25 protein-coding genes and 2 tRNA genes are annotated in these 23,161 nt (G+C 58.0%); 21 read left to right on the top strand and 6 right to left on the bottom strand.

Annotated features, from left to right (window positions below; genetic code table 11):
* Position 1: 1 nt before the first annotated feature.
* Genes kdsA through ABWQ00_RS13195 form a run of 5 tightly spaced genes read left to right on the top strand, consistent with a single transcriptional unit; the run spans position 2 to position 3,329 of the window.
* The gene (gene kdsA, locus ABWQ00_RS13215; protein WP_353239141.1) at positions 2 to 856 is read left to right on the top strand and encodes a 3-deoxy-8-phosphooctulonate synthase; all 855 of its coding nucleotides are present in this window, start codon (positions 2 to 4) and stop codon (positions 854 to 856) included.
* Positions 853 to 1,140: a DUF1330 domain-containing protein gene (locus ABWQ00_RS13210; protein ID WP_353239140.1), complete on the top strand. Its 288-nt coding sequence runs from the start codon at positions 853 to 855 to the stop codon at positions 1,138 to 1,140. Before kdsA ends, ABWQ00_RS13210 begins: the two co-directional genes overlap by 4 nt.
* A 46-nt stretch (positions 1,141 to 1,186) precedes the next feature.
* Positions 1,187 to 2,473, top strand: a complete 1,287-nt coding sequence (gene eno, locus ABWQ00_RS13205; protein ID WP_353239139.1) for a phosphopyruvate hydratase — start codon at positions 1,187 to 1,189, stop codon at positions 2,471 to 2,473.
* Positions 2,474 to 2,485: 12 nt separating this feature from the next.
* Complete coding sequence (locus tag ABWQ00_RS13200) at positions 2,486 to 2,761, top strand: septum formation initiator family protein (RefSeq protein WP_353239138.1); 276 nt, start codon at positions 2,486 to 2,488, stop codon at positions 2,759 to 2,761.
* Between the two features lie 34 nt (positions 2,762 to 2,795).
* Positions 2,796 to 3,329: a helicase HerA domain-containing protein gene (locus tag ABWQ00_RS13195; protein ID WP_353239137.1), complete on the top strand. Its 534-nt coding sequence runs from the start codon at positions 2,796 to 2,798 to the stop codon at positions 3,327 to 3,329.
* Positions 3,330 to 3,338: 9 nt separating this feature from the next.
* On the opposite strand, the gene hslO is transcribed toward ABWQ00_RS13195, so the two are convergent.
* Together hslO and ABWQ00_RS13185 are read right to left on the bottom strand one after the other, a co-directional pair.
* A complete protein-coding gene (gene hslO, locus ABWQ00_RS13190; RefSeq protein ID WP_353239136.1) occupies positions 3,339 to 4,325 on the bottom strand; it encodes an Hsp33 family molecular chaperone HslO in 987 nt (328 codons plus the stop codon).
* 77 nt (positions 4,326 to 4,402) lie between these two features.
* A complete protein-coding gene (locus tag ABWQ00_RS13185) occupies positions 4,403 to 4,927 on the bottom strand; it encodes a gamma carbonic anhydrase family protein (protein ID WP_353239135.1) in 525 nt (174 codons plus the stop codon).
* Positions 4,928 to 5,013: 86 nt separating this feature from the next.
* Here ABWQ00_RS13185 and ABWQ00_RS13180 point away from each other — a divergent pair, with 86 nt between their 5' ends.
* A complete protein-coding gene (locus ABWQ00_RS13180; RefSeq protein WP_353239134.1) occupies positions 5,014 to 5,790 on the top strand; it encodes a ferritin-like domain-containing protein in 777 nt (258 codons plus the stop codon).
* 115 nt (positions 5,791 to 5,905) lie between these two features.
* On the top strand, positions 5,906 to 6,364 hold the full coding sequence (locus ABWQ00_RS13175) for a RidA family protein (RefSeq protein ID WP_353239133.1): 459 nt from the start codon (positions 5,906 to 5,908) through the stop codon (positions 6,362 to 6,364).
* Positions 6,365 to 6,425: 61 nt separating this feature from the next.
* Here ABWQ00_RS13175 and ABWQ00_RS13170 read toward each other — a convergent pair whose 3' ends face one another.
* The gene (locus ABWQ00_RS13170) at positions 6,426 to 7,511 is read right to left on the bottom strand and encodes an NAD(P)/FAD-dependent oxidoreductase (RefSeq protein WP_353239158.1); all 1,086 of its coding nucleotides are present in this window, start codon (positions 7,509 to 7,511) and stop codon (positions 6,426 to 6,428) included.
* A 163-nt stretch (positions 7,512 to 7,674) separates the two neighbouring features.
* Here ABWQ00_RS13170 and ABWQ00_RS13165 point away from each other — a divergent pair, with 163 nt between their 5' ends.
* Positions 7,675 to 8,436: an SDR family NAD(P)-dependent oxidoreductase gene (locus ABWQ00_RS13165; RefSeq protein WP_353239132.1), complete on the top strand. Its 762-nt coding sequence runs from the start codon at positions 7,675 to 7,677 to the stop codon at positions 8,434 to 8,436.
* Between the two features lie 243 nt (positions 8,437 to 8,679).
* Here ABWQ00_RS13165 and ABWQ00_RS13160 read toward each other — a convergent pair whose 3' ends face one another.
* Both ABWQ00_RS13160 and xseA read right to left on the bottom strand, forming a co-directional pair.
* Positions 8,680 to 9,261, bottom strand: coding sequence for a superoxide dismutase (locus tag ABWQ00_RS13160; RefSeq protein WP_353239131.1), 582 nt, complete (start codon positions 9,259 to 9,261; stop codon positions 8,680 to 8,682).
* A gap of 221 nt (positions 9,262 to 9,482) precedes the next feature.
* A complete protein-coding gene (gene xseA / locus ABWQ00_RS13155; protein WP_353239130.1) occupies positions 9,483 to 10,838 on the bottom strand; it encodes an exodeoxyribonuclease VII large subunit in 1,356 nt (451 codons plus the stop codon).
* Between the two features lie 410 nt (positions 10,839 to 11,248).
* On the opposite strand from xseA, the gene lpxK reads away from it, so the two are divergent.
* From lpxK to ABWQ00_RS13090, 13 genes are all read left to right on the top strand, one after another.
* Complete coding sequence (lpxK, locus tag ABWQ00_RS13150; RefSeq protein WP_353239129.1) at positions 11,249 to 12,241, top strand: tetraacyldisaccharide 4'-kinase; 993 nt, start codon at positions 11,249 to 11,251, stop codon at positions 12,239 to 12,241.
* A gap of 23 nt (positions 12,242 to 12,264) precedes the next feature.
* Positions 12,265 to 12,471 (top strand): Trm112 family protein, encoded by a 207-nt coding sequence (locus ABWQ00_RS13145; RefSeq protein ID WP_353239128.1) that lies wholly within the window; start codon positions 12,265 to 12,267, stop codon positions 12,469 to 12,471.
* A 9-nt stretch (positions 12,472 to 12,480) separates the two neighbouring features.
* Positions 12,481 to 13,257, top strand: a complete 777-nt coding sequence (gene kdsB / locus ABWQ00_RS13140) for a 3-deoxy-manno-octulosonate cytidylyltransferase (RefSeq protein ID WP_353239127.1) — start codon at positions 12,481 to 12,483, stop codon at positions 13,255 to 13,257.
* A gap of 136 nt (positions 13,258 to 13,393) precedes the next feature.
* Positions 13,394 to 14,050, top strand: a complete 657-nt coding sequence (gene adk / locus ABWQ00_RS13135; protein WP_353239126.1) for an adenylate kinase — start codon at positions 13,394 to 13,396, stop codon at positions 14,048 to 14,050.
* Positions 14,051 to 14,238: 188 nt separating this feature from the next.
* Complete coding sequence (gene lexA / locus ABWQ00_RS13130) at positions 14,239 to 14,910, top strand: transcriptional repressor LexA (RefSeq protein ID WP_353239125.1); 672 nt, start codon at positions 14,239 to 14,241, stop codon at positions 14,908 to 14,910.
* A gap of 504 nt (positions 14,911 to 15,414) precedes the next feature.
* Positions 15,415 to 16,422: a D-2-hydroxyacid dehydrogenase family protein gene (locus ABWQ00_RS13125; protein WP_353239124.1), complete on the top strand. Its 1,008-nt coding sequence runs from the start codon at positions 15,415 to 15,417 to the stop codon at positions 16,420 to 16,422.
* A 107-nt stretch (positions 16,423 to 16,529) separates the two neighbouring features.
* Positions 16,530 to 18,053 carry a 3-hydroxyacyl-CoA dehydrogenase gene (locus tag ABWQ00_RS13120; protein ID WP_353239123.1) on the top strand — a complete coding sequence of 508 codons (1,524 nt, stop codon included), beginning with the start codon at positions 16,530 to 16,532 and terminating at the stop codon, positions 18,051 to 18,053.
* 45 nt (positions 18,054 to 18,098) lie between these two features.
* Positions 18,099 to 18,878 (top strand): oxepin-CoA hydrolase, alternative type, encoded by a 780-nt coding sequence (locus ABWQ00_RS13115; protein WP_353239122.1) that lies wholly within the window; start codon positions 18,099 to 18,101, stop codon positions 18,876 to 18,878.
* A 57-nt stretch (positions 18,879 to 18,935) separates the two neighbouring features.
* A complete protein-coding gene (locus ABWQ00_RS13110) occupies positions 18,936 to 19,655 on the top strand; it encodes a Crp/Fnr family transcriptional regulator (RefSeq protein WP_353239121.1) in 720 nt (239 codons plus the stop codon).
* A gap of 64 nt (positions 19,656 to 19,719) precedes the next feature.
* Positions 19,720 to 20,805: a phosphotransferase gene (locus ABWQ00_RS13105; RefSeq protein WP_353239120.1), complete on the top strand. Its 1,086-nt coding sequence runs from the start codon at positions 19,720 to 19,722 to the stop codon at positions 20,803 to 20,805.
* Positions 20,806 to 20,847: 42 nt separating this feature from the next.
* Positions 20,848 to 22,107: an acyl-CoA dehydrogenase family protein gene (locus tag ABWQ00_RS13100; protein WP_353239119.1), complete on the top strand. Its 1,260-nt coding sequence runs from the start codon at positions 20,848 to 20,850 to the stop codon at positions 22,105 to 22,107.
* A gap of 112 nt (positions 22,108 to 22,219) precedes the next feature.
* Positions 22,220 to 22,296: transfer RNA gene (locus ABWQ00_RS13095), tRNA-Pro, on the top strand.
* A 75-nt stretch (positions 22,297 to 22,371) separates the two neighbouring features.
* Positions 22,372 to 22,448, top strand: a tRNA-Arg gene (locus ABWQ00_RS13090).
* A 64-nt stretch (positions 22,449 to 22,512) separates the two neighbouring features.
* Here the strand turns inward: ABWQ00_RS13090 and fliS are convergent.
* The gene (gene fliS, locus ABWQ00_RS13085; protein ID WP_353239118.1) at positions 22,513 to 22,935 is read right to left on the bottom strand and encodes a flagellar export chaperone FliS; all 423 of its coding nucleotides are present in this window, start codon (positions 22,933 to 22,935) and stop codon (positions 22,513 to 22,515) included.
* Between the last annotated feature and the right edge of the window lie 226 nt (positions 22,936 to 23,161).

Genomic DNA, 23,161 nt, shown 5'->3' with positions numbered 1-23,161 from the left:
CATGAAACTTTGCGGATTTGACGTTGGCCTGCACCAGCCCTTCTTTTTGATCGCGGGCACCTGCTCCATCGAAGGCCTGGAAATGTCCATGGAGGTGGCGGGTCGCCTCAAAGAGGCCTGCTCTTCTTTAGGCATCCCCCTCATCTACAAAGGCTCGTTTGACAAAGCCAACCGCTCATCAGGCAATACCCAACGCGGTGTTGGCCTGGATGCGGGTCTGAAGATTTTGGACGAGGTGCGCCGCCAGATCGGTGTGCCCATCCTCACCGATGTCCACGACGAGTCACAGGTCAAGACGGTGGCCAGCGTGGTCGACGTGCTGCAGACCCCTGCCTTTTTGTGCCGCCAGACCGATTTCATCCGCGCCGTGGCGCAATCGGGCAAACCCGTCAACATCAAGAAGGGACAGTTCTTGGCGCCTTGGGACATGAAAAATGTCATCGACAAGGCCCGCAGCGCGGCACGCGAAATGGGTCTGCCCGAAGACAACTTCTTGGCCTGCGAGCGTGGTGTGAGCTTTGGTTACAACAACCTCGTGGCCGACATGACGAGTCTGGCAGAGATGCGCAAGACCGGCGCCCCGGTGGTGTTTGATGTGACCCACTCGGTGCAAAAGCCGGGCGGGCAAGGCACCAGCAGTGGTGGTGCCCGTGACATGGTGCCCGTGCTGGCCCGCGCAGGCGTGGCCGCAGGTGTTGCGGGTCTGTTCATGGAAACCCACCCCAAGCCTGCTGAGGCCTGGTCCGATGGCCCCAATGCCGTGCCCCTGAGCCAAATGCGGGCCCTGCTGGAAACCTTGGTTCAGCTCGATGCCGTGACCAAGAAGAACCCATTTTTAGAGGACAACTTCGCATGAGCGGCTACATCATCGCCCACGTTCAGGTCACCAACCCTGTTCAGTATGAAGAGTACAAAAAGTGGTCCACTGTAGCCATGAAAACCGCTGGTGCCGAAGTGTGCGTGCGCGGCGGCCAAGTGCAAGTGCTCGAAGGCGACTGGGCTCCCCAGCGCATCGTCGTCCTGAAATTCCCATCGTTCGAGGCCGCCAAGGCCTTTTACGAACTGCCCGAATACATGAAAGCCCGCGAAGCGCGCGAAGGTGCCGCCATCATGCGCATGGTGGCCGTCGAAGGCATTTGACCCGCTGGCATCAAAGACCCGTTTTTTCAATTGAAAGAGTTCAAAAATGAGTGCAATCGTAGATATCGTTGGCCGTGAAATCCTCGACAGCCGTGGCAACCCCACCGTCGAATGTGATGTGCTGCTGGAGTCGGGCGTCATGGGCCGTGCTGCGGTGCCATCTGGCGCGTCCACTGGCAGCCGCGAAGCCATTGAGCTGCGTGATGGCGACAAGAGCCGATACCTTGGCAAAGGCGTGCTCAAGGCCGTGGAGTACATCAACACCGAAATCTCCGAAGCCGTGCTCGGCCTGGACGCCTCCGAGCAAGCCTTTTTGGACCGCACCCTGATCGACCTGGACGGCACCGACAACAAGAGCCGCCTGGGCGCCAACGCCATGCTGGCTGTCTCCATGGCCGTGGCCCGCGCGGCGGCCGAAGAATCCGGTCTGCCGCTTTACCGCTACTTTGGCGGCATGCACGCCAACCAAATGCCCGTGCCCATGATGAACGTCATCAACGGCGGCGCGCACGCCAACAACAACTTGGACTTGCAAGAGTTCATGATCATCCCTGTGGGCGCACCCTCTTTCCGCGAAGCCGTGCGCTGGGGCGCAGAGGTCTTCCACGCCCTCAAGAAAATCATCCACGACAAAGGCATGAGCATTGCCGTGGGCGACGAAGGCGGCTTTGCCCCCAACGTGGACAGCCACGAAGCCGCGATCCAGATGGTGCTCGACGCGATTGCCGCAGCCGGTTACACCGCAGGCGAGCAAATCGCCATCGGATTGGATTGCGCTGCCAGCGAGTTCTACAAAGACGGCCATTACGTGCTGGCCGGTGAAGGCGGCCTCCGCCTGACCTCGGAGCAGTGGACCGACATGCTGGCCACCTGGTGCGACAAATACCCCATCATCAGCATGGAAGACGGCATGGCCGAGGGCGACTGGGACGGCTGGAAAGTGCTGACCGACCGCCTGGCCAAGAACGTACAGATCGTCGGTGATGACTTGTTCGTGACCAACACCAAGATTTTCAAAGAAGGCATCGACAAAGGCATCGCCAACTCGATCCTGATCAAGATCAACCAGATCGGCACCTTGACCGAGACCTTCGAAGCCATTGAGATGGCCAAGCGCGCCGGCTACACCGCCGTGATTTCGCACCGTTCGGGCGAAACAGAAGACTCCACCATCGCCGACATCGCCGTGGGTCTGAACGCAGGCCAAATCAAAACCGGCTCCATGAGCCGATCAGACCGCATGGCGAAGTACAACCAGTTGCTGCGCATTGAAGAGGACTTGGGTGATGTGGCCGTGTACCCAGGGCGATCTGCTTTTTACAACCTGCGCTGAATCCCTTAAGCCATGGGCAATCGTCTGATTCCTGCCGTTCTGTTTGCTTTGTTCGTCATCGTTCAAGTGCAATTGTGGTGGGGGCAAGGCAGCTTGCCCCATGTCAATGCGCTGCGGCAGGAATTGGATCAGCAAAAACTGGCCAACGAAGAAGCCCGACGCAAAATGGAACAACTGAGCGCCGAGGTCACCGACCTGAAGCAAGGCCTGAACATGGTGGAAGAACGTGCCCGAAATGAGTTGGGCATGGTCAAGACCAACGAAATATTCGTTCAAGTGGCCAAATGATGTTTCCCCAAATGGGTTGGAACGGCCCACTGCCATGAGCCCTCGACGAGTGGCCATCGTGGGTGCTGCTGGGAGCGGAAAATCTTGGCTGGTCCAGGCCTTGAACAGCGCATTGTTGGCCCACGGTCATTCCGTTCTGGTCTCGGATAGGCCGGGCGCCTCCTCATCCAATAAGACCGATGGCACAACGCTGGCATCGGTGGATTGGTGGATCACCGAAGCTTCCATGCCCTCACCCGTGGCAGGACCTAGAGTAAGCACTTTCTTGATGGGCTTGGATTTGCCGGGGCTCGGCCCCAAACAGCAGCACGAAGACCGCCTATTGCGACAAGCATTGAGTATGAGCCAAACCTCTTTCAAGATGGTCTACGGTCTGGGGGTTCACCGCCTGAACAACGCCTTGATCGCCATGGGTTTGACCGAGGTCAACATCGCGGCATGGCAAGAGCGGGAGCACTCTCAGTTCAACATCAATGGTGGCCGAGACACATGGATTTGCAACGATTGCAGCGATCCGGCTTGCGAACACAAGCTGTTCACCCGTTTGTTGGGCAAGCGCTCCATTTGAGTGACGGTTTCAATGGACTGCGCCAGGCGGCAAATCGGCTGGCAAACCGGTGAACAGGCCCGCGGCGTCAACCGGGTCGAACCGGTACTGCGCACCGCAAAAGTCGCAGCCCACTTCCACTTGGCCTTGCTCGGCGATGATGCCTTCGACTTCATCGGTGCCCAAGCTGCGGATCATGTTGCCCACGCGTTCGCGGTTGCAGCGGCAGGCAAAGCGCGGGCCGGTCTCGCCCATCAAGGGCTCAAAACGCGCCAGCGGTTCCTCCCAATACAGGCGGTGCAAGATGGTTTCGGCGTCCAGCCCCAGCAGTTCTTCGCGCTTGATGCTCTTGGTCAAAATCGAGATGCGGCTGAAATCTTCGCTTTGGCCAAGCACCGACTCGCGCATGAGTGAATCGGTTTTGCCGGCTAAATTGCCCTCGCCTTCCACCGGCAAACGTTGGATCAACAAACCGGCCGCCACCCTGTCATCGGCCGCCAGCACCAACACCGTGTCCAACTGCTCCGACTGCAACATGTAGTGCTCCAAGACCTCACTGATGTTTTCCAGTTTTTCTCCCCGATCCCCAAACAGCGGCACCACACCCTGATAAGGCTGCTGGCCCGGCAGGCGGTCTTGGGGGTCCAGGGTGATGGCGCAACGTCCTTCGTTGTTCACGTTCACCATCTGGCTCAAGCTTGCGCCCTCGGCCACCTCGCCCACCTGGGTGCAGGTGGCGCGCAGGCTCAGATCGGGTTGCACCTCCACCACGCCAAGCTTAACAGGGCCATCGCCAAAAATCTGCAGCACCAATGCGCCATTGAATTTGATGTTGCCTTGCATCAGAACACCCGCAGCCGCCATCTCACCCAGCAACTGGCGCACGGGCGCAGGGTAGGCACCGGTTTCGGAGTTGGCAGCGCGGCGCGCTAGGATGCCTTGCCAGGCATCGGTCAGGCGCACCAGCATGCCGCGCACAGGCAGGCCTTCGAAAATAAATTTATGGAGTTCGGACAAAGTGCAATCAACAGCCCCAGGGGGCCGATCCTTAAAAGTTAAACAGCGTCGGGCTGGCCAAAACATCGTCCCCCATGTCAGCTGATTTTTTTCAGGCCCAACTTGAAGCGGCGGGCGTTTTCCACGTAATGGTGGGCGCTTTGACGCAGGCCTTCAATCTGCTCGGGGCTGAGTTCACGCACCACCTTGGCGGGGGTACCCAAGATCATGGAGCCATCGGGGAACTCCTTGCCCTCGGTCACCAAAGAGCCTGCACCCACCAGGCAGTTTTTGCCGATTTTGGCGCCGTTGAGTACCACAGCGCCTATGCCGATCAGCGACTCGTCGCCAATGGTGCAGCCGTGCAGCATGACCATGTGGCCCACCGTCACGTGCTTGCCCAGCTTGATCGGTTTACCGTGGTCGGCGTGCATCACACTGCCATCCTGGATATTGCTGCCCTCGCCGATCTCAATCGTCTCGGTGTCGCCACGCACCGTCACGCCGAACCAGATGCTGGCGTCAGCTGCAATTTTGACGGCGCCCATGACTTGCGCGTTGTCAGCCACCCAAGCGCTGTCGGCCACATCGGGGGTTTGATCATCCAATTGGTAAATGGCCAAGGCGGTCTCCTGTCGGTTGGGTTTTCTTGAAAACCTACAATTGTAGGGATGCCCACACCCTTGCGTGGGCGCTGCCAACGATCACCATGCACACCCTGCGCTCCGCCGCCCTGCTCCCTTGGGCGCAAACCGACCCGAACCTGAAAGCCCAGGCCACTTTGGCGCTGGACCTAAGCCTGCCCGTGGGCGCGCTGGACAGCCTGAGCGCCCCCTCTGCTGGCCCCGGCCGCGCTGCCCGTCCGCTGCTGGTGCCGCACACCCAGCTCAAAGCCAAGTCCATGGCCACACCCGAAGGCCGGGCTATGCTGGTGCACTCGATCGCCCACATCGAGCTCAACGCCATCGACTTGGCGCTGGATGTGGTCTGGCGCTTTGCGGGCATGCCCGAGGCTTTTTACACCGACTGGGTACACATCGCCCAGGAAGAGGCCAAGCACTTCAGCCTGCTACGCCAGCATTTGCTGAACTTGGGCTTTGACTACGGCGACTTTCCGGCCCACAACACCTTGTGGGACATGGCCGAGCGCACGAAGGACGACATCCTCGCGCGCATCGGCATCGTGCCGCGCACCATGGAAGCGCGGGGCCTGGACGCCTCACCCGGCGTCAAAAACAAACTGGTCAGCGTGGGCGACCACCGCGCGGGCGAGATCCTCGACATCATTTTGGAAGATGAAATCGGCCACGTGGCCGCAGGCAACCGTTGGTACCGCCACCTGTGCCAGGGGCGCGGCCTGGACCCGGTCAGCACCTATGCCGAATTGATTGCGCAATACGATGCCCCCAAACTGCGCCCGCCCTACAACATGGCGGCGCGTCGTTTGGCTGGGTTTGAAGAGGCCGAATTGGCGGCCTTGGACTAAACCCTAGCCTCAGCAAGCCTTTGCATGGGCTGAACAATGGCCGCCTTTTCACCCTCCAAACACACCCTCCCCCAACGAAGCTCACCCTTCAGATCAACCCTCCAGAAAGACCACCATGAACGTTTACGACCAACTGAAATCTCTGAACATCGAATTGCCCCCCGTGGCTGTGCCCGCTGCGGCCTATGTGCCTTATGTACAAACGGGAAACTTGGTGTTCTTGTCCGGTCATATTGCCAAAAAAGAAGGCCAAGTCTGGGCTGGCCAGCTGGGCAAAAACATCAGCACGGCCGAAGGCCAGCAGGCCGCACGCGCTGTGGCCATTGACCTGATGGGCACGCTGCACGCAGCGGTGGGCGATCTGAACAAGGTCACCCGAATTGTCAAAGTCATGAGCTTGGTCAACTCCACGGGTGATTTCACCGAACAACACCTGGTCACCAACGGCTGCAGCGAATTGCTGGGTCAAGTGTTTGGTCCACAAGTCGGCGCCCACGCCCGCAGCGCCTTCGGGGTGGCTCAAATCCCGCTCGGGGCCTGCGTCGAAATCGAACTCATTGCTGAAATCGGTTAACTCTTGGAGAACACCCGAGGGCCGTGGCTTGAGCTGGGTGGCCTGAGACTCTTGGGCGAGCTCAAGCCAGGCGACGGCTGACTTCGGCCGCAATCGCCAGAGAACTCGTCAAGCCGGGTGACTCGATGCCCAGCAAGTTCACCAGACCGGGCACACCGTGTTCAGCGGGCCCTTGGATCAGAAAATCGGCCGACGCCTCGCCTGGGCCGCTGATTTTGGGACGAATGCCTGCATAGCCAGGCAGCAAAGCGCCATCGGCCAATCCAGGCCAGTATTTGCGAACTTCGGCATAAAACGCATCCCCCCGGCTAGGGTCGACCTGGAGATCGGTCGGGTCCGTCACCCATTGCACATCCGGCCCTAATTTGGCCTGCCCACCCAAGTCGAGCGTGAGGTGCACACCCAGCCCAGCAGCCTCAGGCACGGGGTAGATCAAGCGTGAAAACGGTGCTTTGCCCGCCAAGGTGAAGTAGTTGCCTTTGGCGTAATGGGCTTGGGGCAAGAGATCGGGGTTCAGCCCTTGCATGCCCCGAGCCATCGCCACGGCCTGCAAGCCCGCCGCATTGACCAGCACTCGGCAAGCCAGTTCAGTGCCGTCCTGCGTTTGCACCCGCATCGGGTGGCTGGTCGTGCCTTGCTGCAGGCCAATGTGCTGAACTGGCGAGAGCAGCGCCAGCAAGCCACCTGCATTTTCCATATCGCCTTGCAAGGCCAACATCAAGCCGTGGCTGTCCACCACCCCGGAGCTGGGCGAAAGCAAGGCGGACTCGCAGGCCAAAGCAGGTTCCATGGCCATCGCCTCAGCGGCACTGAGCTGTCTCAGGTCATGCACGCCATTGGCTTCGGCCTTGCGCAAGATGCCATCCAGCGCCTGAACTTGCTCGGGGCTGGTGGCCACGATCAATTTGCCCAGTTGCCGATGCGAGACGCCCCGCTCGGCACAATAGGCGTACAGCATCTGCTTGCCCTGTACACACAAACGCGCTTTGAGCGAACCTGCTGGGTAATAAATGCCCGCGTGGATGACCTCGCTGTTGCGTGCACTGGTTCCGGTGCCGATCGCATTCTCCGATTCGAGCACCATGACCTCTTGGCCCGCCAAAGCCAGAGATCGCGCGACAGCCAAGCCCACCACACCGGCACCCATCACGACTGCATCGACTTGTTCCACTTGGACCTCAAAAGTATTTGAAAAAGACGATTGTGGCGCAGCCTATTCATCCTCACAGCGTCAGGGCTGACGCCCGCAAGACAGACAGCTGCAGCGCCCCCGTGCAGACTGCAGGCCATACCAACAAGGAGAAACAGACATGTCATTGTTCAATTTGCAAGGCAAAGTGGCGGTGGTGACGGGCTCCAGCCGGGGCATTGGCCGGTCCATCGCACACCAACTGGCTAAAGCGGGCGCCAAGGTCGTGGTGTCGAGCCGCAAGCTCGACGCTTGTGAGGTGGTGGTTCAAGAGATTCAGGCCGCAGGTGGTAAGGCCATGGCGGTTGCGGCCAGCATTTCGAACAAAGAACAACTGCAACACCTCATCGCCAAAACCCGTGAAACCTGGGGACCCGTGGACATTTTGGTATGCAATGCAGCCACCAACCCTTATTACGGTCCGGCCATGGGCATGAGTGACGAGGTGTTTGACAAGGTGATGCGCAACAACGTGCTGTCAAATGCTTGGCTGTGCAACCTGGTCTACCCGGACATGAAGGCCCAAAAAGACGGTGCCATAGTGATCGTGTCATCGATCGGTGGTTTACATGGTTCATCCGTGATCGGAGCCTATAACCTGTCCAAGGCGGCCGATATGCAACTGGCGCGCAACTTGGCGGTGGAATGGGGGCCAGACAATATCCGCATCAATTGCATTGCACCGGGCTTGATCAAGACCGACTTTGCCAAAGCCCTGCATGAGGACCCGGTGCTGAGTGCCAAGTACAACAACGAGACGCCTCTGCGCCGCATGGGGGAACCGGATGATATCGGTGGCATCGCGGTGTTTTTGGCGAGTGCTGCGGGGCGTTACGTGACCGGGCAGACCATTGTGGCCGATGGCGGGATGATGATTCGCTGATTCGCTGTTGATGGATGGTGCGTTGTACTGCAGGCATCGCTGAACATGGGCTGGGGCCGGGCACCTCATGAGGGGGTACCCAAAATCGGTGCCCGGCCCCAGCCCATGCTCAGCTCACTGGTCTATCGCAGGACACTCAAAGGACATTTCGAAAGCAGAGACTTATCCAAGGGCCCCATTTACCTTCGGTCAGAAAGCAAAAAGCCCGCATCAGCGGGCTTTTTGCGTTGGAAAAGACGTAGATCAGCCGAAGTTCTTCTCAGCAAACGACCAGTTCACCAGTTTGTCGAGGAAAGTCTCGACGAATTTGGGGCGCATGTTGCGGTAGTCGATGTAGTAGGCGTGCTCCCACACGTCCACCGTCAACAAGGCGGTGTCGCCAGTGGTCAAGGGGGTGCCTGCAGCGCCCATGTTGACGATATCGACCGAGCCGTCGGCTTTTTTGACCAGCCATGTCCAGCCAGAGCCGAAGTTGCCCACGGCGCTCTTGACGAAGGCTTCTTTGAAGGTGGCATAGCTGCCGAACTTGGCGTTGATGGCCGCGGCCAAAGCGCCTGTGGGCTCACCACCGCCATTGGGCTTCATGCAGTTCCAGAAGAAAGTGTGGTTCCAGATCTGGGCCGAGTTGTTGTACACGCCGCCGCTGGACTTTTTGATGATCTCTTCGAGGGACATGCTCTCGAATTCGGTGCCTTTTTGCAGGTTGTTCAGGTTCACGACATAAGCGTTGTGGTGCTTGCCATGATGAAACTCCAAAGTTTCCTGGCTGTAGTGAGGGGCCAAAGCGTCAATCGCATAAGGCAGTGCGGGCAAGGTGTGTTCCATGAGGGTTCCTTTTGTTGTAGAGGGTTGAAAAATGGTTAGTCGCATTTTAGGGGAGTGCGATGCCCCTTACCGTATTCAGGGTCACTCATGGGCAATGTCAGGATGGTGATCTGAAAGGCATCGCCTTGGCGGGGTGGGGCCAGGGCGACGATTTTGGGGACTCCCTCATGAGGAGCCCTGGCCCCGCCCTGGCCCTGCCAAGGCTTACCCAAAAAGCCGAATCAACGCGACACCGTCAATGGCACCACGCCATCGGACAAAGTGGCCTGCACGCTCTGACCGGCTTGAAACTGCCCGGCGTGGGTCAAGGCCTGCCCCTGGTCATCACTCAACCAGGCGTAACCACGCTCCAGCACCCGGTGCGGGTCGACCGAAGACAAACGCAAAGCGGCACGCTCCAGACGCTGGGCGCGTTGCGGTACCTGCTGAGCCCGGTTAAAACTCAAACGGTCGCTCAGCCGCTCCAACTGGTGCGTTTGGCCTGTCAATTGGCCTTGGACGCCTGCATGCAAACGGTGCGCCAACCGCTCCAGCCACTGGCTATGCTGGCCCAGCAAGGCTTGCGGGCGGCTCAAACGGGTGGCAATGGCACTCAGGCGCTGAGCTTGGCGGTCTTGCTGGCGCGCCAGCCCCAGGCCCAAACGAACAGCCACACTGTCCAAAGCTTGGGCCTGTCGGTCTTGCTGGCGCAGCAGCCCTCGGTTCAATCGGTGTTCCAGCACGCTCAAGGACTCCAGCCCCACACCGCGGTCGGTCGCAGCCATCTCGGCAGCCGCTGTGGGCGTTGGGGCGCGCACATCGGCCACAAAGTCTGCGATGGTGAAGTCGGTCTCGTGACCCACGCCGCAAATGAGCGGCACGGGGCTTTGGGCCATCACGCGGGCCAGATTTTCATCGTTGAAAGCCCACAGGTCTTCCATCGAACCGCCACCTCGCACCAAAAGGATCACATCCACAGGCGGGCTGAGAGGGTTGTCTTCGGCACTGAAGGCATACAGGCTTTTCAGGGCTTGCGCCAAGGTCGCCGCTGCACCGCCACCTTGCACCAAGGCCGGCGCCATCAACACGGGGATGTGAGGCACACGCCGCTGCAAGGCGGTCATCACGTCGTGCCATGCGGCGGCACCCAAAGACGTCACCACGCCAATCGCTCGGGGCTGAGCAGGCACAGCCCGTTTGTGCGCCGGGTCAAACATGCCCTCGGCTTCGAGTTTGGCTTTGAGCCGCAAAAATTGCTCAAACAAGGCACCCTGCCCGGCCCGCTCCATGGACTCGACGATCAACTGCAAGTCTCCCCGAGCCTCGTACACACCCAAGCGGCCCCTGACCTCCACCAATTCGCCATCGCGAGGTGCAAAGTCCATCAAAGTGGCGGCACGTCGAAACATGGCGCAGCGAATCTGCCCCGTGGCGTCTTTGATCGAAAAATAGCAATGTCCACTGGCTGCGCGCGAGAAGCTCGAAATCTCGCCCTGCACGTTGACAGGGTTGAATTGCCCATCCAAGGCATCAGCAACGGCGCGGCACAGCGCTGAAACTGTCCAGGCGCGCGGCTTCAAATCGTTAAGTTCAGACATGGGCTTGAGCAAGTATGGGGGTTTGAGAGACGTTTTGATCGCAAAACCACGCGCGACGCAACAGAGTACTCCACAAGCCCCGCCATTTGTGTTGTTGGGGGGCACTTTTTAAAATACAGACCCTGCGATACTCGTTAACCATTGATTTCATTAAAAATATTAAATTTTAGAGTGCAAATTTCAGTACAAATCTCCATACCAGAGTATTCAAATCAAAGTACCAGAAAAAAGTTTTTCACAAAGTTATCCACAGAAAGCCAAGCCCCATGGGGAAACAGGGACCTCATGGATTGGCTTCACCGATAATCGGTTCCCAACATGCCTCTTACACCCTCCAAAATCTCGCCAAAGGGCCCTTTTCATGTCTCTGACTTGTCAGATTTTATGAACCCCAAAGCGCTGGGGGTGACATGCCACTGAAGAATTGGTTGAATCAGTGCTTGCCCATGGCCTGGCAATCGCGCAACGGCTTGGCCAGAATACTCACCCCTTTTTCCATGCTTTTCGGCGGTCTGGTTGCGGCCCGAAAGGGTCTATACCGCAGTGGCGTGATGCCAAACGTCCGTTTGCCGGTGCCTGTGCTGGTGGTCGGCAATGTGGTGGCCGGCGGCGCAGGAAAGACCCCGTTGACCATCGCCATCGTGCAGCATCTTTTGGCCCAAGGTTGGCACCCCGGCGTCATATCCCGGGGGCACGGCAGACAAACGAGGGACATCCGCGCGGTTCAAATGGACAGCGACCCTGCCGATGTGGGCGATGAGCCCCTGCTGATTCACCTAAAGACAGGCGTGCCCGTTTGGGTCGGGTCAAAACGATCCGGTGCAGGGCTCGGCTTGCTTGCAACACAGCCCGAAACCGACATCCTGATTTGTGACGACGGTTTACAGCATTGGGCTTTGGCCCGGGACCTCGAGATTTGCGTGATGGACGAACGTGGCATCGGCAACGGATGGCTGTTGCCTGCAGGCCCCTTGAGAGAAGCATGGCCCAAAAAGGTCGACCTCTTGCTGCACACCGGTGTCAATTCAATAGGCGGTGGATTTCAAGCCCAGCGCGAGCTGGAGGACTGGGCCCAAGATGGTCTGGGTCGTCGTGTGGCGCTGGACAGCCTGATAGGTCAACCCGTTGATGCCTTGGCCGGTCTCGCCAGACCCGCAGGATTTTTCAATTTGCTCCGCGAAAAAGGTTTGACTCTGCACCAAACCACACCGCTACCCGACCACTTTGACTTCGTCACATGGTCAAACTCGCCCTTGACACGCCCTCTGCTTTGCACCGAAAAAGACGCCGCCAAACTTTGGCAACACCAACCCCTGGCCTTGGCAGTGCCTTTGAGGCTGACACCAGAGCCCGCCTTTTGGCAGGCTCTAGACCGCCTGGTTTTGGCGCTTCCTACCCGCTGACAAGCGCCCGTTATCATTGCGCCATGGACATCAAATTGCTCGAATTACTGGTTTGCCCAGTTACAAAAGGCCCGCTCAATTTTGACCGCGAGCGTCAGGAACTGCTTTCACGCAGCGCCCGCCTCGCTTATCCGATTCGTCAAGGCATTCCCATCTTGCTGGAAAACGAAGCTCGCTCGCTGAGCGACGAAGAAATCGAAAAACTCGCAGCATTGCGTCCACCGCTCTAAGGCCTCAGCATGCAAATCAGCGCTTCCGAGCGGGAATTCACGGTGGTGATCCCGGCCCGCATGGCTTCGAGCCGCCTACCCAACAAACCCTTGGCCGACATTGGTGGCTTGCCCATGGTGGTTCGCGTGGCTCAGCGTGCGTCTCAATCCAATGCTCGGCAAGTGGTGGTGGCTGCAGACGATGCGCGCATCGTACAAGCCTGCCGGTCACACGGCGTGACCGCCTTATTGACTCGCCAAGACCACCTCAGTGGAACCGATAGATTGGCCGAGGCATCTCAGCTTTTGGGACTTGAAGCGGATGACGTGGTGGTCAATGTGCAAGGCGATGAACCTTTGATCCTTCCGCAACTGATCAACAATGTGGCACTGCTGTTGGCCCAAAGGCCTGAAGCCAGCATGAGCACCGCAGCGCATGCCATCGGTTCACTCGAAGAATTCATGAACCCGAACGTGGTGAAGTTGGTCATGGACGCTCGCCAATCGGCGCTCTATTTCAGCAGAGCGCCGATTCCTTGGTGGCGAGATGGCCAGTCCAACGGATCGTTGCGCACTCTGCCTACCCCTGCCCCGCTGCGGCACATCGGGATTTACGGTTACCGAGCAGCATTCCTGTCAGACTTTCCCCATTTACCGCCTGCGCCCTTGGAAAGCATGGAGTCGCTTGAACAACTACGCGTCCTCTGGCACGGCCACCGTATCGCGGTGCATGTGACCGAGCTGGCCCCCGGCCCCGGCGTCGACACCCCCGAAGATCTCGAGCGCGTCAGACAATTACTGGACTGAACAACGCGTCAATTGATGGGCCCTGAATCCGGCCCGTAAGCCAACTTTGAGTATGGCATGCTATTCTTAAAATACAGATGCATCTGGTCTTTTGGCCGGACCGACCAAAACGATCACAAACGACAAGGACATCACCATGAGACTGATTCTGTTGGGTGCACCCGGTGCCGGCAAAGGGACACAGGCCACTTTCATCTGCCAAAAATTCAACATTCCCCAAATTTCGACCGGTGACATGCTCAGGGCCGCCGTTAAAGCGGGAACGCCTTTGGGTCTGCAAGCCAAAGCCGTGATGGAATCAGGTGGCTTGGTGAGCGATGACTTGATCATCAATTTGGTCAAAGAACGCATCGCTCAAAGCGATTGCGCCAATGGTTTTTTGTTTGACGGCTTCCCCCGTACCATCCCTCAGGCCGACGCCATGAAGGCTGCCGGCGTCAAACTCGACTATGTGCTGGAAATCGATGTCCCTTTTGACGCCATCATTGAGCGCATGAGCGGACGGCGCTCGCACCCCGCATCCGGTCGCACCTACCATGTCAAGTTCAACCCGCCCAAAGTAGCGGGCATGGACGATGTGACAGGTGAACCCTTGGTCCAACGTGCTGATGACCAAGAAGAAACCGTCAAAAAACGCCTGGACGTTTACAGCGCCCAAACCCGCCCATTGGTCGATTACTACGCCTCTTGGGCACGCACCGACGCCACCGTGGCCCCGAAATACCGAGCCATCAGTGGCACCGGCAGTGTTGAGGACATCACCGCTCGTGCTTTTCAGGCGCTGGCAGCCTGAGCCGTTCTTGACCATTCGCTGCCGCTTTGCAGCGCCTTGATCTCAAAGCCCCATTCAGGGGCTTTGCTGCTTTTGCACACCCTGTTTTATCAAACCATGCATTTTTTTCGTGAAATTGCTTGCACAAATCAAAAAGCTGGTTAAAAATACAGTCACTGGATGAAAAAACAGCCTATCAAGGAGTCAGCATGACCGATAACCCCAAACTGACCGCGCGACAACAAGAAATTCTGGAACTCATCCAGAACACCATCGCCAACACCGGTGCACCTCCTACGCGTGCTGAAATCGCCAACGTCTTGGGTTTTAAGTCAGCCAACGCCGCTGAAGAGCACCTCAAGGCATTGGCCAGAAAAGGCGCCATTGAACTGGTCAGCGGCACTTCACGCGGTATTCGCCTCAAAGGCAGCCAACGCAGCAGCCAAAGAGCCAGCAGCGATCTTTTCAGCATGAGTCTGCCCGGTTTGGGTCAACTGTGTTTGCCCTTGGTGGGACGTGTCGCAGCTGGCTCCCCCATCTTGGCCCAAGAGCACGTTGACCGCACTTACCAAGTCGAAAGCAGTTTGTTCACCATGCAGCCCGACTACTTGTTGCGCGTTCGCGGCATGTCCATGCGCGATGCCGGCATCATGGATGGCGATCTTCTGGCCGTTAAGTCCACCAAAGAGGTCAGAAACGGGCAAATTGTGGTCGCCAGGCTCGGGGATGAAGTCACAGTCAAACGCCTTCACAAAACTGCCAGCGGCATTGAACTTCTGCCTGAAAACCCCGATTACCCGACGATACAGGTTCACCCTGGAGAACCCTTTGACATCGAGGGTTTGGCAGTGGGTTTGATCCGCAACAGCACCTTGATGTGAAGCATTCGTCTTGCGTACAGGTGGCGGGCGCTGTTCATCAGCCCTGAACGCATTGACTGTCTTTTGCAATCCTGTCTATGTCCAACCTCCATGCTTTTGAAAGGTTTCACATGGGAATCGCACTGCTTGCTCTTTCTGGTTTTTTCAAGACTTTCTCTGGGTCACAAAACCCAAAAATCTCGGCCCCGCCTCGCACACCTACTCGTCTTCACCCCAGCTGGGCCACAAGGACGCGCGCTGGCACAACAAACGCTCAAAAAAACAAGCCCTCTTTGCCCAAGATTCCTTGCCTCAAAGTTTTGAGGGTCCGCGATTCGGCTGATGGCCCACATGCGTCGGGAAGAATGGTCATCTCAGGTCGCATGGCGGACGTCTGCGCTGAACTGGACAGGCTGGCTGCACTCGAAATGCAGCACCTGAGGCATTGACCCACCATACAAAAAGGGTGTACTTGGTCTGGCCACCCCGCCCAAAGCCCTTCATTCACAGGGCACAATGTCGGGCATGAACATTGTGATCCTTGACGACTACCAAGATGTCGTCCGCAAACTTGATTGCGCCTCCAAACTCGAGAACTATTCAGCCAAGGTGTACACCAACACGATCAAAGGCATCGGACAACTGTCTGTCAGACTGAAAGATGCCGATGTCATTGTCCTGATCCGCGAGCGAACGGCCTTGAACAAGGCGGTGATTGAGAAGTTGCCACGCCTCAAACTGATCGCCCAAACTGGACGCGTGGGGGGGCACATCGACTTGGCAGCCTGTACAGAGCGTGGCATCGCGGTGGCAGAGGGCATCGGCTCACCTGTGGCGCCAGCTGAATTGACTTGGGCACTGATCATGGCAGCTGCCCGCAGGCTCCCTCAGTACATCAGCAACTTGAAACACGGTGCTTGGCAACAGTCAGGCCTCAAATCCAGCGCCATGCCGACCAACTTCGGTTTGGGCACAGTTTTAAAGGGCAAGACCCTGGGCATCTGGGGTTACGGGAAAATTGGCCAAATGGTGGCAGGCTATGGCCGCGCTTTTGGCATGAATGTTCTGATTTGGGGCAGCGATGAGTCTCGTGTTCGCGCAGTCAAAGACGGTTTGACTGCTGCTCCCAGCAGAGAATCATTTTTTGAAACTGCCGACGTCCTGTCCTTGCACTTGCGTTTGAACGAGGTGACGACAGGCATCGTGACGGGTGATGACTTAGGCCTCATGAAGCCAACGGCTCTTTTGGTCAACACCTCACGTGCCGAACTGATCGAACCCAATGCACTGATCGGTGCCTTGAACCGCGGGCGTCCAGGCTTAGCCGCCATCGATGTTTTTGAGTCAGAGCCCATCTTGCAGGGTTCGGCCCTACTTCGACTGGAAAACTGCATCTGCACGCCTCACATCGGTTATGTGGAAAAAGACAGTTACGAGCTGTACTTCGGCACAGCTTTTGACAATGTTGTGAACTACATCAAAGGCACGCCCACCAACATTGTGAACCCGGGTGCCTTGCAAGTTCGTCGCTGAAAGCCGCTCCATAATTGATGCTTTGTGAGTTTCGACTGACAGCGCAGACTGACCAACTTTTCTTTTTTTCAACGATCCTGCCAAGGGCTTTGAGCCCAGCCATCCAAATGACCGTTTCATTTCAAAAAGTCGCCGTGATCGGCGCCGGTGCCATGGGCCGGGGCATTGCCCAAATTGCAGCCCAAGCCGGCAGCCAGGTTTGGCTTTACGACACCCAATCCGAAGCCATTGCCAAAGCCCGTGAAGCGGTGTTTCAACAGTGGGACAAGCTGCAAGATAAGGGCCGCCTATCGGCCGAAGCCGTGGCCGGCCACAAAAGCCGCCTGCTGGGTGCCACTGCACTCAAAGACTTGGCCGACTGCGAACTGGTGGTCGAGGCCATCGTCGAAAAAATCGACGTCAAGAAAAGCCTGTTCACTGAATTGGAAAAAGTACTGGCCAAAACGGCCGTGCTGGTCACCAACACCTCATCGCTCTCGGTCACGGCCATTGCAGCGGCCTTGCAGCGCCCAGCTTTGTTTGCGGGCTACCACTTCTTCAACCCCGTGCCACTCATGAAGGTGGTCGAGGTGATCGCTGGCCTCAAAACCGATCCCTCCGTTTGTGAGCGCTTGACCGAGTTTGCACGTCAAATGGGCCACACGCCGGTGCAAGCGCAAGACACACCTGGCTTCATCGTCAACCATGCCGGACGCGGTTACGGCACAGAAGCTTTGCGCATCGTGAGCGAGGGTGTGGCTGATTTCGCGACGATTGACCGCATCTTGCGCGACCAGGTCGGCTTCAAATTGGGACCTTTCGAGTTGTTTGATTTGACAGCACTTGATGTTTCCCACCATGTGATCGAAGCGATCTACCACCAGTATTACGAAGAGCCGCGCTACCGCCCCAATGTGATCACCGCCCAGCGCTTGGCTGGTGGCGTGGTCGGCAAAAAAGTGGGCGAAGGCTTTTACAAATATGTCGATGGCACAGCGCAAGTGCCCGCCGAACCACCGGTGCCCGTGGTGGACAACCTGCCACCGGTTTGGGTCTCACCCCGTGCTGCACGCCGCATGGATCTGCTGCAAGTCCTGAAAAACTTGGGCGCCAAAATCGAAACGGGTGCCTCACCTTCCCCCGAAGCATTGACCATCGTGGCGCCCTTGGGCTTTGACATCACCACGGTGGCCGTGGTCGAGCGCCTGGACCCGGCCCGCACCGTGGGCATCGACATGCTCTTTGAGGATGGCGCCACCAAGCGCCGCGTGCTTGCCACCAACCCAGCCACCCGTGCCGACATGCGCGATGCCGCACATGCCTTGTTTGCACGCGACGGCAAAGCGGTCTCGGTCATACGCGACAGCGGCGGCTTTGTGACGCAGCGGGTGGTGGCCACCATCGTCAACATCGCTTCCGACATTTGCCAGCAGCGCATCTGCAGCCCGCAAGACCTGGAAACAGCGGTCACGCTGGGCCTGGCCTATCCCATGGGCCCCTTGGCCATGGGCAACCGATTGGGGCCCGACAGCATCCTCGAGGTGTTGTTCAACCTGCAAACGGTTTATGGCGACCCCCGTTATCGCCCCAGCCCCTGGTTGCGCCGCCGGGGTGCGATTGGCCTGTCGCTGATGCACACCGAGGAAAAATGACTTCACGTGACAGATCTTTAGATCTGTCCCCAACTGCTTAAAAATATGACCGCCCAACTCCTCAGCACCAGCGAAGGCCTGACCCTGGTCTTGACCCTCAGCAATCCGGAGTTTCGAAACGCCCTTGGGCCCGAGATCTACGCCGCCGGGGTCGAGGCCCTGAGCGTGGCCGAGTCCAGCGCCGATGTGCGCAGCGTGATCATCACCGGGGCCAATGGCATCTTTTGCGCGGGTGGCAATTTGCAGCGCCTGCAAAGCAACCGGCAGCTGCCCCCCGAGCACCAAGCCCAAAGCATCGAAGGCCTGCACAACTGGATCGAAGCGATCCGCACCTTCCCCAAGCCCGTGATCGCGGCCGTGGAAGGCCCTGCAGCCGGTGCCGGTTTCTCTTTGGCCCTGGCATGCGACATGATCGTGGCTGCACGCAACAGCGTGTTCGTGATGGCCTACAGCTCGATTGCTTTGTCGCCCGATGGCGGCGGCAGCTGGAGCCTGTCACGCGCTTTGCCCCGCCAATTGGCCACTGAACTGCTGATGTGCGGCGAACGCATCGGTGCCGAGCGACTTCAACAACTGGGCGTCGTCAACCGCTTGGCCGATGCCGGCCAAGCACTGCGACAAGCTTTGGAACTGTGTGAGCAAATCAACGCACGCGCACCCAACGCTCTGACCAGCATCAAGGAATTGCTCAGCGACGCAGATACCAGCAACTTGAATGCACAACTGGCACGAGAGCGCGATCACTTTGTCAAAAATTTGCACCATGCCAACGCAGGCATCGGCATTTCAGCTTTTTTGAACAAGCAAAAGCCAAGTTACAACTGAGTCGACTGGTCCCCCAGGCGACAAAAAACCAATCACCAGTCACTCAAAGGACAGAGCATGGACGAACCGATTCTGACAATGGAGGAAAGAGAAGCTATCAATGGTGGTCGCTGGTTCTCAACCCTTTCTCCTTCACTTCGTCACGACATACTTCGATGCGCTTACGTCAAACGCCACAAAGACGGCGACATGCTCGCGGCACGGGGGGACCCGCCGGAGCAGTGGATCGCCTGCGCGAAGGGTGCGGTGCGCGTGAGCTCGACCTCGGTCTCGGGAAAACAAATCACCTTGACCTATGTGGAGCCGGGGATCTGGTTTGGCGATGTGTCGATCTTCGACGGAGATCGGCGCACGCACGACTGCTACGCACACGGCGACACCACCACGCTGAACGTGGCCAAGGCCGACTTCAAAAAAATCCTCTCGCAGCACGTCGAGTTTTACGACGCCATGCTGAGACTGCATGCACGCCGCATTCGCCAACTCTACGGCTTGGTGGAGGACCTCAACACATTGCCGCTGCGTGCGCGGCTGGCCAAACAGCTCAACCATCTGTTGCGCAGCTACGGCGTGCCCAGTTTGTCGGACGCGAAAGCCATCCGCATCAGCTTGCAGCTGGCGCAAGAGGAACTGGCCCAACTGTTGGGTGCATCGCGCCAACGCGTGAACCAAGAACTCAAGCAAATGGAACGCGAGCAGATCATCCGCATCGAGCCCGGTGGCTTGGTGGTGCTGGACCGCGACGCACTCCTGCTGATCGTGAACGCAGACCATTGAGGACGTCAGACTTTTCAACATTTTCGCGCCGAACTGCGGCACCAGACTTAGAACGGGTCAACCCATGAGTGCTTTTGACCATTTTGTGGGGACCCGGCCTGTGACCGGCACCCATGCCTTCGACATCCCCGCCTTGGAAAACTGGCTCAGCACCAGACTGCCCGGCTTTGCGGGTCCCTTGGGCGTGGAAATGTTCAAGGGCGGTCAGTCCAACCCGACCTACAAGCTCATCACCCCATCGCGCCAATACGTGATGCGGGCCAAGCCCGGCCCAGTGGCCAAGTTGCTGCCCTCGGCCCACGCCATCGAGCGCGAATTTGCTGTCATGCAAGGTCTGCACGGCACAGAAGTGCCTGTGGCCCAAATGCATGTGCTGTGCGACGACGAGTCTGTCATTGGCCGTGCCTTCTATGTGATGGAGTTCGTGCAAGGCCGCGTGCTCTGGGATCAGTCCCTGCCGGGCATGACACCTGCCGAGCGCGGCGCCATTTACGACGAAATGAACCGCGTGCTGGCAGCGCTGCACAAGGTCGATGTGGCCAAACAAGGCCTAGCGAGCTATGGCAAACCCGGCAATTACATCGAACGCCAAATTGGCCGCTGGAGCAAACAGTACGCCGCCTCCATCACACAGCCCATTCCCGAAATGGACCAGCTGATCGAATGGCTGCCGAAAAACATCCCAGCCAGCGCCAAAGACGAGTCACTTGTCGGCATCGTGCACGGCGACTACCGTTTGGACAACCTGATGTTTCACCCCACCGAGGCCCGCGTGCTGGCCGTGCTCGACTGGGAGCTGTCCACGCTCGGCCACCCGCTGGCCGACTTCAGTTACCACTGCATGGCATGGCACATCACGCCGGGTACTTTCCGAGGCATTGGCGGACTCGATTTGGCCGCTTTGGGCATTCCATCTGAAGCCGAATACATCCGCCGCTACTGCGAGCGCACCGGCTTCACGACCCCTGAAGCCTTGGCCAAAGACTGGAACTTTTACCTCGCCTACAACATGTTCCGCATCGCGGCCATCCTGCAAGGCATCGCCAAGCGCGTCGAAGACGGCACTGCATCCAGCGAGCAAGCCAAAACTTCCGGAGCGGGTGCCCGCCCCATGGCCGAGTTGGCCTGGCGTTTTGCCTGCCAAGCCTGATCCCTTTTACAAAACCACAACCCAACCCTCAGGAGAGAGACCATGGATTTCGAATACACCCCCAAGGTCAAAGACATGCAAGCGCGCTTGCTGGCCTTCATGGATGAGCACATTTACCCCAATGAAGCCCGCTTTTTCGCTGAAATCGCTGATAACCGCGCCAAAGGCAATGCTTGGGTCCCGACCCAAATCGTCGAAGAACTCAAGCCCAAGGCACGGGCTGCCGGTTTATGGAATCTTTTTCTACCCAAGTCGACCCGCGCTCCGCAAGGTTTGTCCAACCTCGAATACGCCCCGCTGTGCGAAATCATGGGCCGCGTGCCCTTTGCAGCAGAAGTGTTCAACTGTTCAGCCCCAGACACCGGCAACATGGAAACTCTCGAGCGTTACGCCAGCGAGAGCCTCAAGGACACCTGGCTTGAGCCCCTGCTGCGCGGCGAAATCCGCTCGGCCTTTTTGATGACCGAACCCGATGTGGCGTCGTCAGACGCCACCAACATCGAATGCGATATCCGCCGTGAAGGCAATGAGTACGTCATCAATGGCCGCAAATGGTGGTCGTCTGGCGCAGGTGACCCACGTTGCGCGGTGTACATCGTCATGGGTAAAACCAATCCCGACGCCGGCCGCCACGAGCAACAGTCCATGATCGTGGTGCCAGCCAACAGCAAAGGCATCACAGTGGTCCGCGCTTTGTCGGTGTTCGGTTACGACGATGCGCCACACGGTCACATGGAAGTTGTGCTCAAGAACGTGCGTGTGCCGGCCGAGAACATCTTGCTGGGCGAAGGCCGCGGCTTTGAAATCGCGCAAGGCCGCTTGGGGCCAGGCCGCATCCACCACTGCATGCGTACCATCGGTATTGCCGAGCGTGCCCTCGAGTTGATGTGCAAACGCCTGAACGAACGCGTCGCCTTTGGCCGCGAAGTGGCGCGCCAGACCGTGTGGCAAGAGCGCATCGCCGAGTCGCGCTGCATGATCGAGCAAGCCCGCCTGCTGACCCTCAAGGCCGCTTACATGATGGACACCGTGGGGAACAAGGTGGCGAAGGCCGAAATCGCGATGATCAAAATTGTGGCGCCCAACATGGCCTGCCAGATCATCGACTGGGCCATTCAGGCCCATGGCGGTGGTGGTGTGTCGCAAGACTTCCCTCTGGCCTATGCCTACGCCCACCAGCGCACTTTGCGCTTGGCGGACGGTCCGGATGAAGTCCACCGCAACTCCTTGGCCAAACTTGAACTGGCCAAGCAACTGGCCCTTCCCGGTGACATGGGCATGCCCATCACCCGCGGCAGCTGACCACCTTGGCAAGCGCCGGAAGGACAACAAGTCGTTTCGAGCGCTCCGGCCAGACATTTTTTGCCACATGGGGCCTGAAAATTCCACATTTGACGGTTAGAATAAGGACAGTCGGAGCGTAGCGCAGCCTGGTAGCGCATCTGCTTTGGGAGCAGAGGGTCGCGAGTTCGAATCCCGCCGCTCCGACCATTTTTTCAGCGCATCTCCAGAGCGTTGGTTTATTCCAAACAACAAAGGCCCATTTCAGGGCCTTTTGTGTTTTCACTGCCCGTAGCTCAGTTGGATAGAGCAACAGCCTTCTAAGCTGTGGGTCACAGGTTCGATCCCTGTCGGGCAGACCATTTTGAAATCAACATGTCAAAAAAGCCTCACAAAGAGGCTTTTCAGATTGTCATCAGTCGGATATCAGTTGGCGTAGCGCTGAACGGGTTGGGTTTGATTGAGCAAACTGGGCAATGTTTTCCAGGCTTGGGCGATGTCCTGAATCAAGCTTTGCACTTCTACTAAGACCACCAAGTCGTTGTAGGCATTGACATGGAACAAGCGACGGGTCACGTAGGCATAGAGCTCGTTGAGGTTTTGAGCCAACTCCCCACCACGTTCAAAATCGAGAGCACCTTGCAAACCCACCACGATGCGGCCTGCCCGAGACAGAGCTTTGGACTTTTCTTCAATGGCATGATTTTGAATATGCCCTTTGGCTGAAGACAGGCTCTCGGTCAAGCCATCAAAAAGCATTTGGATCAGCTGGATGTTGTCAGCAGTGGCAACGCCCGTGACCACTTGAACAGACCCGTAACTCTCGGCAAACTTGGAATAGGCACGCATGAAGAAAACCCCTTTACAACTTCAGTGATAAAGGAATCGGAACTTGCTGAGGAAACTTGAGGCTAAAAGGGTCAAAAGAACAAAAGCATCATACCGTGCACGACGATCAGGGCAGAAGACACCGAAACCTTACACAGAATCGAGCCCTTTGACATCCAAGTCGGTTCCCAACCCCGATGGCCACTTCAAATTCCCCCACCCGTGGCCACCCCAAATTCCCCCAGGC

The organism is Limnohabitans sp. (genome assembly GCF_040400975.1).
In the GTDB taxonomy this organism is placed as follows: Bacteria; Pseudomonadota; Gammaproteobacteria; order Burkholderiales; family Burkholderiaceae_C; genus Limnohabitans_A.
This window is presented reverse-complemented; position numbering and strand designations above follow the sequence as displayed.